The organism is Ruminococcus bromii (assembly GCF_928721825.1).
Taxonomy (GTDB): Bacteria; Bacillota; Clostridia; order Oscillospirales; family Acutalibacteraceae; genus Ruminococcoides; species Ruminococcoides bromii.
Map to the genome: position 1 here is coordinate 1,246,404 of NZ_CAKMVP010000003.1, position 12,590 is coordinate 1,258,993.

Below are 12,590 nucleotides of genomic sequence, written 5' to 3' on the forward strand. Positions count from 1 at the left end.
AAGAAATCTTTCGTAATGCTGACCTTGGAATTTAAACCAGCTTGTTTCATCTGGTTTGGTCTCCATAGAAAGGAGGTGATCCAGCCGCACCTTCCGATACGGCTACCTTGTTACGACTTCACCCCAGTCGCCAATCCTACCTTCGGCAGCGTCCTCACGAGGTTGGACTACTGACTTCGGGTATTACCGGCTCCCATGGTGTGACGGGCGGTGTGTACAAGGCCCGGGAACGTATTCACCGCGGCATTCTGATCCGCGATTACTAGCAATTCCATCTTCATGCAGGCGGGTTGCAGCCTGCAATCTGAACTGAGAATGTTTTTAGGGGTTTGCTCCACATCACTGTCTTGCTTCCCTCTGTTAACATCCATTGTAGTACGTGTGTAGCCCAGGTCATAAGGGGCATGATGATTTGACGTCGTCCCCACCTTCCTCCGTTTTGTCAACGGCAGTCCTATTAGAGTGCTCTTGCGTAGCAACTAATAGCAAGGGTTGCGCTCGTTGCGGGACTTAACCCAACATCTCACGACACGAGCTGACGACAACCATGCACCACCTGTCTCAACTTTCCCCGAAGGGCACCTAATGTATCTCTACTTCGTTAGTTGGATGTCAAGACCTGGTAAGGTTCTTCGCGTTGCTTCGAATTAAACCACATACTCCACTGCTTGTGCGGGCCCCCGTCAATTCCTTTGAGTTTCAACCTTGCGGCCGTACTCCCCAGGTGGATTACTTATTGTGTTAACTCCGGCACGGAAGGGGTCAGACCCCCCACACCTAGTAATCATCGTTTACAGCGTGGACTACCAGGGTATCTAATCCTGTTTGCTACCCACGCTTTCGTGCCTCAGCGTCAGTTAAAGCCCAGCAGGCCGCCTTCGCCACTGGTGTTCCTCCCCATCTCTACGCATTTCACCGCTACACGGGGAATTCCGCCTGCCTCTACTTCACTCAAGCTCTACAGTTTCAAATGCAGTTTATGGGTTGAGCCCATAGATTTCACATCTGACTTGCAAAGCCGCCTACGCACCCTTTACACCCAGTAAATCCGGACAACGCTTGCTCCCTACGTATTACCGCGGCTGCTGGCACGTAGTTAGCCGGAGCTTATTCATTAAGTACCGTCATTTTTCGTCCTTAATAAAAGAAGTTTACAATCCGAAAACCTTCATCCTTCACGCGGCGTTGCTGCGTCAGGGTTGCCCCCATTGCGCAATATCCCCCACTGCTGCCTCCCGTAGGAGTCTGGGCCGTGTCTCAGTCCCAATGTGGCCGTTCAACCTCTCAGTCCGGCTACCGATCGCGGTCTTGGTGAGCCGTTACCTCACCAACTAACTAATCGGACGCGAGTCCATCTTCAAGCGATAAAATCTTTGATATCAAAACCATGTGATTCCGATATGTCATGCGGTATTAGCATTCTTTTCAGAATGTTATCCCCCTCTTGAAGGCAGGTTACTCACGCGTTACTCACCCGTCCGCCACTAAACTAAATCAAATTCATTCCGAAGAAATCTTTCAAAACAGTTCCGTTCGACTTGCATGTGTTAGGCACGCCGCCAGCGTTCGTCCTGAGCCAGGATCAAACTCTCTAAAATTTGTATCTCAACAGCCTTTCGACTGTTCAAATCAATTTCAGAGCTTTAATCGCTCATTGACGAATATGTCACTGACTATATCCGTAATTCCTGATGCTTTTTAGTGTACATCTCACTGTAATTCTTTGAGCTTTCCTCAAAGTCATTACGGGTTTCTTTACTATTTTCTCGTTGTTCAATTTTCAAGGTCCTACGCACTTTCAAGGCTTGTTTGCTTTCTTCATTTGAAGTCGCACACCTCAGCAGTGCAAGAGCTATTATACTACGCTGTTTTGATTTTGTCAAGCACTTTTTAAAAGTTTTTTAAAAAGTTTTTCAGCTTTTAAAATCAAAACCGAGCAACACTTTCGATTACTTTCTGAATGTTGACTATCCACTTCCGTGCGTTCCACACTCTTTCACCGTCTGTGTTTTCTCTTGTCTGCCTCGCCTCTCAGCGCAACAGTTGATATTATATCAGCACTTCCCTCTTTTGTAAACCCCTTTTTTACAATTTTTTTATCTTTTTTACATTATCAGCAAATTCTACATTTTAAACTCACTTGTTGTTTATTTTATCCCAAAATTCACTATATACACCCTTTTTTTTAAATACTTTATTCGACAGATTTTCAAAACAATTTTCTTGACAAAGAATGGATATATATATATAATAGTATTAACAAATGAATCCCCTTAAAAACATTGACGGGAACAAGATGCAAATGAACCGGCAAAGAGAGCTGACGGTTGGTGTGAGTCAGCATGGAACATTGTATGGATAGCTCATCCCCGAGTTTTTCGTGTGAAGTGTATATACTATATATATGTAATGCGAAACGCAAGACTGCGTTATCGGTCGGGACTTTGTCAGAAGTCTTTAAGGAGAACACAGTGATGTGTTCTTGAATACGGGTGGTACCACGGATTTTATTCGTCCCTTTGTTTAGGGGGGCGATTTTTTTGTGCTATTTAACAGGAGGTTATTATATGAAACCATCATTTGAAAAGTACATTCCCTTTAAGCAGATCAATCTGCCGGACAGACAGTGGCCAAACAATACTATAACAAAAGCACCTATCTGGTGCAGTGTTGACCTTCGTGACGGTAATCAGGCACTTGTCGATCCTATGAACCTTGAAGAAAAGCTCGAATTTTTCCATGCACTTTGCGATATGGGCTTTAAGGAAATCGAAATCGGTTTTCCGAGTGCGTCAGAAACAGAATACGAAATCTGCCGTGAGCTTATCGAAAACAACCACATTCCCGATGATGTAACAATTCAGGTTCTTGTTCAGGCAAGAGAGCATCTTATCAGAAAAACTTTTGAGGCTGTTAAGGGTGCTAAGAATGTTATCGTTCATTTCTACAACTCAACTTCAACTCTCCAAAGAAAAGTTGTTTTCAAAACAGATATGGACGGCGTAATCAAAATTGCCGTTGACGGTGCAAAGCTTATTAAACAGCTTACGGATGAATATGACGGAGATACAAACTTCAGATTTGAATATTCTCCCGAAAGCTTCAGCGGTACTGAGCCTGAAAACGCTGTTGAAATCTGCGACAGGGTTATCGAGGCACTCGGTTCGACTGCCGAAAACAAGTTGATTGTCAATCTTCCTAATACTGTTGAGATGTGTACACCGAACACATATGCAGATCAGATTGAATACTTTGTAAGAAATCTTAAACATCGTGACGCCGCTATCATCAGTATTCACCCACACAATGACCGTGGATGCGGTGTTGCCGCAGGCGAACTTGCATTGCTTGCAGGCGCTGAGAGAGTTGAGGGTACACTCTTCGGCAACGGTGAGCGTACAGGTAATATGGATATCGTTACAATGGGACTTAATATGTTCACACAGGGCGTTGATCCTAAGCTTGACTTCTCAAATCTTCCAAAGCTCCGTGAAATCTATGAGCGTTGCACAAACATGAAGATTGATCCTCGTCAGCCATATATCGGCGAGCTTGTATTTACTGCATTCTCGGGCTCACATCAGGACGCTATCAACAAGGGTATGAAGTATATGAAAGAGAGCGGAACAGATTACTGGGAAATTCCGTATCTTCCGATTGACCCTGCCGATGTCGGCAGAGAGTATGAGCCGATTATCAGAATCAACTCACAGTCCGGTAAGGGCGGTGCGGCCTTTGTTATGAACAACAACTTCGGTTATGACCTTCCGAAGAGAATGCATCCCGAATTTTCAAAGCTTGTTCAGGCAAAATGCGAGGAGCTTGGCAGAGAGCTTATTCCGAAAGAGTTGTTTGAGGTATTCGAGAAGAATTATCTTGAGCATAAGCAGAAATATGTTCTCTCAAGCAGAAAGATTTACGAAGAGAGCGAAAACGGCAATGATTATGTTCACTTCAAGGGCAAGATGAAGATTAACGGCAACGAAGAGGTTTCTCTCAGTGGTGTCGGCAACGGTCCTATTGACGCATTCTTCAATGCAATCAAAAAGGTCGGTCTTGACAAGTATGAGTTCATCTCATACAGTCAGCACGCAATTTCTCAGGGTTCTGACTCAAAGGCTGTTTCATATATCGAACTCAAAAAGCCTGACGGAAAGAATATCTTCGGCATCGGCATTGATTCAAATGTCAATGTTGCATCGGTACTCGGTGTTCTCAACGCAATCAACAGAGCCGAGGCTTAATCAATTTAACAATTCAATTTTCAGGGCTGTGCGAATGTGCAGTCCTGTTTTTTATGCTCTAAATCACTCTGTTTAGAAAAATGTTACAAATCACCTTTAAAAATCAAGAATTTCGTTACAAATGATTGAATATTTTCAAGAATAATGTTACACTACAATTAAGAGGTGATTTTATGCTTCAAAGAAAAGCCTATGAACATTTAGTAAAATGGAAAAATACACCCGATAAAAAAGCTCTGCTCATTACAGGAGCAAGGCAAATCGGCAAAACATATATTATAAGAAAATTTGCAGAAGAAAATTATTCAAACTTTATCGAGATAAATTTCATCACAAATCCCGATGCCGCAAAGATTTTCAACGGAGATTTGAATGCTGAAACGATACTGATTAATCTAACCGCATACACACAAAAGCCCTTGGTAAAGGGAGATACTTTGATTTTCTTTGACGAGATACAGGAATGTCCGTCTGCAAGAACGGCAATTAAATTTCTTGTAGATGACGGGCAGTTTGATTACATTGAATCGGGTTCACTGCTTGGAGTAAGATATAAAGAAGTAAAGTCCTATCCCGTCGGTTACGAAGAAAACTACCGTATGTATCCGCTTGATTTTGAAGAATTTGCAACTGCAAACGGTATTCAGCCACAAACGATAGAATATTTAAAGAAATGTTACGACAATAAAGAAATGGTTACGGAAGCAGTTCATCAATCAATGTTGAAGCTTTTTCAATACTATATTATTGTCGGCGGAATGCCTGCGGTTGTACAGAAATTTGTTGATACAAAAGACATCAGCGAGGTCTTGAAAATTCAAAAAGATATTCTCGACTTGTACAGACAGGATATTTCAAAATATTCCGACAACAACAAAGAGAAGATAAAGAGCATTTTTGATTTAATTCCCGCTCAGCTTAATGACAGGAACAGAAGATTTACACTTTCCGATATTAAAAATTCTGCACGAATGTTGAGATACGAAACAAGTTTCAACTGGCTTGCAGACGCAGGAGTTGCTCTCCCCTGTTACAACATAACCGAACCCGTACTGCCGCTTGAGCTCAACCTACAGAACAATCTTTTTAAACTGTTCTTGTGTGATACGGGACTGCTTTGTGCCGCATCAATGGGAAACATTCAGTTTGACATACTGTCGGGAGATTTGTCCGTTAATATGGGAAGCATTCTCGAAAATGTATTTGCTCAGGAGCTTGTTTCAAACGGTTTTCTTTTAAGATATTTCAATAAGAAGAATATCGGTGAAATTGATTTTATCGTTCAAAAAGGTAAGTCAGCCGTACCGATTGAAATTAAGTCGGGCAATGACTACACAAAACACAAGGCATTGGATAACTTGATTGCAAAGCAGAGTTGGAACATAAACAGCGGTATTGTGTTCTGCAAGGGCAATTTGGAAATTGAAAACGGCATAACATATTATCCATGGTATATGTCAATGTTTTTCAAACAGGAAACACTTCCCGAACATCTGAAAGTTAATGTTGATATTGTAAATATTTGATAATCTGCAATTGCAGGACTGTGCTTATGTGCAGTCCTGTTTTTTATGCTCTGAATCGTCCATAATAAGCCTGTGAGCGAAAAATAGGGACATACAGCTAACACACAGCTATATGCCCCTGAAAATCGGTTTTAAAGCTTATTTCATACTGTTTTCGTAAGACTCGATCATCTTTTTAACCATCTGACCGCCTACAGAACCTGCTTCTCTTGCGGAAATGTCGCCGTTATATCCCTGTTTGAGGTTTACGCCTACTTCGTTGGCACATTCCATCTTAAAGCGTTCCATGGCTTCCTTTGCCTGAGGTACATTAATCTGATTGTTATTGCTTGACATAATTTGTTTTCTCCTTTTCAAAACTTTTAAATCTCGTTAAATTTATCAATAAAGCGGCGTTTCGGCATCCCGTTTTCATCGCCGCAATAGTATTGTTAGCGATGAAATTCGTTTTATTATTTGTAATTTTTTCAAGTTTTGAAATTCACAAAAAACATCATACAAAGCAAAAAGCAGCTATGCCAAACGACATAACTGCTTTTTATATTGTGTATGAAAGGGTTAGGGAAATAAGCCTTTCGTCTTGCTGTTAAATATATTGAGTTACTTTTTCTCAATTGAATCGGTCTTGTAGATGAAGTCAACCTTACCGTCCATATCATCGGAAATACCGCTGTAGTTGTTGTACTTCTTTGATGCTTTCTGAACAGCCTTGAAACGGTCGATGATATCCTTGACATCACCGTTTGCGGCATCAACAATGCTGTCAATGCCCTCTTCTTTGAACTTCTTCATACCCTTGGACAATGTCATTGCACCGTCATTGAGCTGTTGTACACCGTCAACAAGTGTTTTGCCGCCGTTCTTAAGCGTTGCAATGCCGTCAAGAAGTGTTGTTGTACCGTTTGAAAGTGAGCCTGTACCGTTTTTGAGAGTCTTTACACCGCTCTTAAGGCTTGATGTACCGTCCTTGAGGGTTGAAGTACCGCTCTTGAGTTCGCTTGTACCGCTCTTAAGACTTGAAGAACCGTTCTTGAGCTGACCGGCACCGCTTACAAGTGAACCTGTGCCGTCCTTGAGTGTGTATGTGCCGGCAAGAATCTGCTGAGCGCCCTCGTTAGCCTGATCAACACCCGCTGTGTATGAAAGCACACCCTTATAGAATGTGTTGTAGCTGTCAAGCTGAGTTTTGAGAGCCTGAAGTGACTTTCTGCCTGCCTGAGCTTTTGCAACACCTGCCTGAATCTGACTCTGAACCTCTTCGCTGTTCATATTTGTTTCGATAAGGCTCTGAATCTGTGCCTCTGTATTGCTGTCAATTGTAGCCTGAACCGCAGATGTACTCATCTGTGTAGAAACTGCAGTAGAAACCTGAGCCTGAACTTCTTCGCTGACCTGACCTGCAGCAACAGCGGCATCATACTGATCTGCCGTCATACCAAGACCTGCGGCTGCGAGAACCTGTTCTGTAACAGACTTTCTTACCGTTGCCTCAACGGCAGTTCTGATAACATCCTTCTGGCTGTTTACAGTTGCCGTTACTGTTTCGAGTGCTGTATTGTAAGCGAGCTTCTGAGCATTTTCATCGCTGAGTGATGAAATAAGTCCTTCAAGAACGCTGTCATAGTTTTTAATTGTAAGCTTGTCGGCTGTAAGACCTGCGGCGGCAATCTGAGTGTCGGCAGTTGAAAGAAGTGTGTTAAACACCTGTTCTGCACCGCCGTTTAGAGTTGCACTGTTGGATGAAAGCTTGCCGAGACCGCCCGCAAGTGTTGCAACATAACTGCTGAGACTTGCCGCACCGTTGTCAACCTGTGACGCACCGCCTGCAAGTGTTGCAAGACCGCTGTCAAGCTGTGATGCACCGCCATCAAGCTGTGACGCACCGTTTTTGAGCTTTGACGCACCGTCATCAAGCGTTTTTGCACCGCTCGAAAGACCGTCTGCACCGCTGTCAAGTTTTTTTGCACCGCTGTTTACCTGTTCTGCACCGTCATAAAGCTTGTCGATACCTTCAATGAGTGTGCCTGACTTGTCAAGAAGTGTGCCGATACCGTCATAAAGCTGCGAAGAACCGTCAACAAGCTGTTCAGCGGCGTCTTCGAGTTCATCAAGAGAATCCTTAAGCTCGTCAACCTTATCGTCAACCTTTGAAAAATCAACATCGTTGAAAATATCATTCATTGCAACTGTCATTGTTGTTGAAAGTTCAAAATCGGTTGTATCTGCTGTGATTTCAACATAATCAGGGATTTCCATTTCATCCTTGTCAATGTCAAGGCTGTCCTGCATACCCGGAAGAGCAAAACCGGCAACGATTGTTCTTGTACCGTCATTGATAGCCTTGCCGTTTGAAACCTCAACATTTTTGAATTTGTCATCGTCAAGAATCATACCCGAAAGCATAAGGAACGGAACATTAACTTCTTCTGTCTTACCGTTAATCTTAACCTTTTCCTTCTGTGTGTTTTCGTAGTCAATGCGGATTGTAACCTTGCCGCTCTTGCCTGCAATTTCATCGGCAGAAACAGTTTTGCCGTTGAGCTTGTAGCTTAATTTGAGCTTTACGGGAAGTTCGGTTGTGCCTGTTCCCTGATAGTAGATGTCATCGCCATTTGCAGCCCACTCATAAGCGTTGTCTTCGTTTACCGTGTATGTTTCGTCACCCTTAACATTTTTAACATCCTTGAGCTTTGAAACATCCTTAACCTTGCCTTTTGTATCTACACCCTTGAGCCAGTCGCTTACAATGATTTTCTTAGCCGCACCGCTTGCGTCGGCAATAACATAAACGGTTTCATTTTTGCTGAGCTTTTTGAGAGCCTCTTTAGTTGTGCTTGCCTTCTTAACAGCCTCAACCGTACTTTCTGTCTGAACACCGAGAGCCTGTGCAGTATTGTCTGCACCGGCGGAATAAGCGGCAACGCCTACTCCGCTGCAAAGAATTGTGAGTGCAAGTGCACCTGAAAGAGCGCCCTTAATGTAGTTTTTATTTAAAATTTTGTGATTATTATTTTTGTTAGTCTTTTTCATTATACAGCAGCCTCCGAAATTGATGTTTTTTTCGGCTTAAAACCGAGAGTTGTCTTTGCAATTACCTTGTCGAACAGCATAAACATTGCCGGCAAAATAAGCGTTACGCAGAACATACTGATGACAGCACCTCTTGCAAGGAGCTTACAGATTGATGAAATAAGGTCAACATCCGAGTAAAATGCGACGCCGATTGTAGCGGCAAAGAGTCCCATTGCACTAACGATAATTGACGGAATTGAAGTTTCAAGAGCCGTAATAACCGAGGTGCGTTTATCGTTTCCGAGATACCTTTCCTTCTTATATCGTGTCGTCATCAAAATTGCGTAGTCAACCGTTGCACCAAGCTGAATTGTACTTATACAGATAGGTGTGATGAACGGGAGCGACTCGCCCATAAGATGCGGAATACCGAGGTTGATAAAGATAGCAAGCTCAATAACCGCAACAAGAATAATCGGAAGTGTGATACTCTTTTCAACAATCGCAATGATAATAAAGATTGCAACAATAGAAATTGCATTTACAACCTGAAAGTCAACTGTCGTGATATTTACAAGGTCGTTTGTACAAGCGGCTTCACCGATGAGAAGTCCGTCCTTATCATACTTTGTAATGATTTTATTCAACTCGTCAATCTGCTTTGCCATAGGATCTGTGGCTGTTTTGTACTCAGAGTTGATAAGCATAAGCTCCCATTTATCATTTTTGAGAACGCTTGTGATTGAATCGGGAAGAACTTCTTCCGGAACAAGCGAACCTACAACGCTTTCAAGACCGAGAACATATTTTACGCCGTCAACCTTTTCAAGCTCGTTTGTCATATTTCTTGCATCCTTTGCAGAAAGCGAAGAATCAACAAGAACCATATGTGTTGTACCGACACCGAATTCATCTTTAAGCTTAGTGTTGGCAATTACATTTGCCATATCTTCGGGAAGACTTTCCGACAAATCGTAGTAAATCTCATTGTTTGTCTGGCTGTATGCCGAATAGAACGGATAAATTAGAGCCGCAAACATCACGAGAAATACGGGGAAAATTTTAACAAGTCCTGTTGCAAGCTTCTTTGTTGACGGAATAAGTGACTTGTGCATTGTCTTTTCAAGAGGCTTGTCAAGAACAAGAATGAGTGACGGAAGAACCGTTACACAGGAGATAACACCGAGGATAACACCCTTTGCCATTACAATACCGAGGTCAAGACCGAGTGTGAATGTCATAAAGCAAAGTGCGATAAAGCCTGCAACCGTTGTGATTGAACTTCCGATTACGGAACGGACGGTTTCGTGAATTGCAACGGCCATTGCCTGCTTGTGGTTTTCACAAATGCCCTTTTGCTCTTCGTAGCTGTGCCACAGGAAGATTGAGTAGTCCATTGTTACCGCAAGCTGAAGAACTGCCGCCAACGCTTTGGTAATGAATGAAACCTCACCCATAAAGTAGTTACTGCCCATATTTACGAGGATAGCAACCGCTATACTTGCAAGGAACACAAACGGGATAATCCAGTTATCCATAAAGATCATCATTGCAATTACCGCAAGGACAACAGCGATTGCAACATAAGTCATTTCCTGTTCCTCAAACATATCCTTCATATCCGTAATCATTGCCGACATACCCGAAACAAAGCATTGCTTACCAGCAACCGAACGGATTTCTTCGATAGCGTTCATTGTTTCATCAGCTGATGTTGAGGTATCGAAGAATACCGCCATCATTGTTGCATTTCCCGAATTGAACGCATCATAAATTTTGTCGGGCAACATTTCCTTTGGAATTGAGATGTCGGCAAAATCGTCATACCAAAGAACCGTATCAACATGGTCGATTTCTTTGATTTTTTCCTCTGTTGCCGCAACATCCTTATCATCCATATTCTCAAAGATGAGGAATGAAAAAGCACCCTTTCCAAAGTCATCAAGCAGATAATCCTGACCCTTGATTGTGTCGAGGTTATCGGGAAGATAACTAAGAATGTCGTAATTAACCCTTGTAAATGCCATTCCCAAGGCTGACGGAATCATCAGCGCAACGGCAAGTATAAGGATTACGAAACGGCTTTTAACAACCGCTTTCCCTAACTTCATATTTCATACTCCTTCATATATGATTTGCAGACTGCACTCTGCATTCAAAGGAACGATCCGAGAGGTGAACCGTATTTCCTTTGTCCGTAATATATTCTATTACGACTTTGTTAAAATTTAAACAGACACAAAAAATGCCGTGTCAGGAATTTAGACACGGCAATAAATTTGTACGGAAATCAGACATTTTGTTAAATTCGTCTGCATTTCAGACACGCAAATAAACGCAAATATTCACTTTTAACCAATAAAACAGCAATCAGGCGTTGATTTTGGCACATCTGTCCAATGCAGACTCCATTGAACCCTCAAACAGCTCACAAATGCGTTTCATCTTAATTCTGAGGTCATATTTCATACCTCCGCCGAGCCAGTCGATAATAAAACCGACAAGCTGACACTTGTAATACATAATCATTGCGTCAAGGTCATCTTCGGCAATATTTTTTGTAATTTCAAGCTTGTCAAAATAGCTTTTTATAGCGTGAGTACAAATCCTGTTGAGATACACATCAAATGTAGTTCTGTTCGCAGAATTGTAAATGTGCTGAATCACCGACTTGTTTGAAAAAGCATAGTCAATTACAGAAATCAGGCTTTCATAAACAGAAGTATTGTTGTCGGTTTCGGTCGCAACAAATCTGTCAGCCTCTTCAACGAGAATTTCCTCAAGAAGCGACGGAATGTCGTCAAAATGGTAGTAGAAAGAATTACGGTTAATTCCGCATTCTTCAACAATTTCCTTGACTGTAATTTTATTCAACGGCTTTTTATTCAAGAGCGAAATAAATGTCGCCTTGATAGCCGCCTTTGTAAATGTCGGCATAGTGTCCCCCCTGAAAATTGCAAAACATCCGTGTGCAGACGGATATTTCCGTTCCGAATTTTTTCATACACAATATATGCAGCCGATTGCTGCACTAATTAAAGTAAATTGTATCACAATTATTTAAAAATAGCAATAACAAGCATATTAACAAAATCAGGGGTTTGTTTTGTATTTCCTATGTAAAAAAGCCCCGAAATTGATGTTACCCCAAAAAAGTCAGACCAAAAATCTAATAATTTTGGAGGTTGATTCAAAATCGTGGCTTTATAGTTATAAAGTGATAAATTCAATATCTTTCGGGAAATCATTTTGCACACTGCAAAGGCTGATTTCATAGTCCGAAAATTTATATTGTTTCATATAATATTCAGTTTGATTTTCAGAGAATTTTCCGCTGCTGACATCAACACTTTTGGCGCCACGGTGAAATCCGTCACCCATACATTTTAGGAGCGCCTCTTTTTTTGTCCACAATTCAAAAAATGTGCCGAGCCTGTCAAAAGCGTTGTCGAGCAATTTCATCTCGTTGTCGCAGAAAACAATTTTGCCGAGCCTTATACCCTTGAGAAATCGAATTTCTTCAATATCACAACCGACTTCGGAATCCGACAACGCAAAAAGCACATAACTTCCGCTGTGCGAAATATTGAAACAAAGCCCGTTGTCACATTCGGGTTTGCCGAATTCATTCACGGTGATTTTTGCACCGCCAAGAAATTTGTTCATAAACAAGCCGCCTGCAATGCAACGCAGTTTATCGTCAGCTCTGCGGCATCTTTGAACACGCTCCGCTCTTTCGGGAGAAAGCTCACCGACTCTGTCAAAAGAAATTTTGCGGATATCGGTTATAAAAAGCCGTGTTTTCATA

At 42.1% G+C, this 12,590-nt stretch carries 7 protein-coding genes, 1 rRNA gene and 1 other annotated feature; of the genes, 2 read left to right on the forward strand and 6 right to left on the reverse strand.

What is annotated here, in order from left to right; genetic code table 11:
* Positions 1 to 68: 68 nt before the first annotated feature.
* Positions 69 to 1,598: ribosomal RNA gene (locus QDI94_RS06320) — 16S ribosomal RNA — on the reverse strand.
* A gap of 675 nt (positions 1,599 to 2,273) precedes the next feature.
* Positions 2,274 to 2,522 (forward strand) — a binding site (T-box leader).
* Between the two features lie 45 nt (positions 2,523 to 2,567).
* Between QDI94_RS06320 and leuA the strand changes: the two genes are divergently transcribed.
* Together leuA and QDI94_RS06330 are read left to right on the forward strand one after the other, a co-directional pair.
* Positions 2,568 to 4,244 (forward strand): 2-isopropylmalate synthase, encoded by a 1,677-nt coding sequence (gene leuA / locus QDI94_RS06325; protein ID WP_101029103.1) that lies wholly within the window; start codon positions 2,568 to 2,570, stop codon positions 4,242 to 4,244.
* A gap of 173 nt (positions 4,245 to 4,417) precedes the next feature.
* Positions 4,418 to 5,770, forward strand: coding sequence for an ATP-binding protein (locus QDI94_RS06330; RefSeq protein WP_278867962.1), 1,353 nt, complete (start codon positions 4,418 to 4,420; stop codon positions 5,768 to 5,770).
* 138 nt (positions 5,771 to 5,908) lie between these two features.
* On the opposite strand, the gene QDI94_RS06335 is transcribed toward QDI94_RS06330, so the two are convergent.
* The 5 genes from QDI94_RS06335 to QDI94_RS06355 form a co-directional block, all read right to left on the reverse strand.
* Complete coding sequence (locus QDI94_RS06335) at positions 5,909 to 6,106, reverse strand: alpha/beta-type small acid-soluble spore protein (protein WP_015522775.1); 198 nt, start codon at positions 6,104 to 6,106, stop codon at positions 5,909 to 5,911.
* A gap of 264 nt (positions 6,107 to 6,370) precedes the next feature.
* A complete protein-coding gene (locus QDI94_RS06340) occupies positions 6,371 to 8,800 on the reverse strand; it encodes a hypothetical protein (protein ID WP_278867965.1) in 2,430 nt (809 codons plus the stop codon).
* Entirely contained in the window at positions 8,800 to 10,893 is a 2,094-nt protein-coding gene (locus tag QDI94_RS06345) for an efflux RND transporter permease subunit (protein WP_117949944.1), read from the reverse strand. The genes QDI94_RS06340 and QDI94_RS06345 overlap by 1 nt, the downstream gene beginning before the upstream one ends.
* 259 nt (positions 10,894 to 11,152) lie before the next feature.
* A complete protein-coding gene (locus QDI94_RS06350) occupies positions 11,153 to 11,719 on the reverse strand; it encodes a TetR/AcrR family transcriptional regulator (RefSeq protein WP_015522778.1) in 567 nt (188 codons plus the stop codon).
* Positions 11,720 to 11,992: 273 nt separating this feature from the next.
* Positions 11,993 to 12,589: a 4'-phosphopantetheinyl transferase family protein gene (locus QDI94_RS06355; RefSeq protein WP_278867966.1), complete on the reverse strand. Its 597-nt coding sequence runs from the start codon at positions 12,587 to 12,589 to the stop codon at positions 11,993 to 11,995.
* Position 12,590: the final 1 nt, after the last annotated feature.

Bases quoted from the DNA above. Each gene is read 5' to 3' on its own strand.
- leuA (WP_101029103.1), top strand. From the start codon at position 2,568: ATGAAACCATCATTTGAAAAGTACATTCCCTTTAAGCAGATCAATCTG.
- QDI94_RS06330 (WP_278867962.1), top strand. From the start codon at position 4,418: ATGCTTCAAAGAAAAGCCTATGAACATTTAGTAAAATGGAAAAATACA.
- QDI94_RS06335 (WP_015522775.1), bottom strand. From the start codon at position 6,106: ATGTCAAGCAATAACAATCAGATTAATGTACCTCAGGCAAAGGAAGCC.
- QDI94_RS06340 (WP_278867965.1), bottom strand. From the start codon at position 8,800: ATGAAAAAGACTAACAAAAATAATAATCACAAAATTTTAAATAAAAAC.
- QDI94_RS06345 (WP_117949944.1), bottom strand. From the start codon at position 10,893: ATGAAGTTAGGGAAAGCGGTTGTTAAAAGCCGTTTCGTAATCCTTATA.
- QDI94_RS06350 (WP_015522778.1), bottom strand. From the start codon at position 11,719: ATGCCGACATTTACAAAGGCGGCTATCAAGGCGACATTTATTTCGCTC.
- QDI94_RS06355 (WP_278867966.1), bottom strand. From the start codon at position 12,589: ATGAAAACACGGCTTTTTATAACCGATATCCGCAAAATTTCTTTTGAC.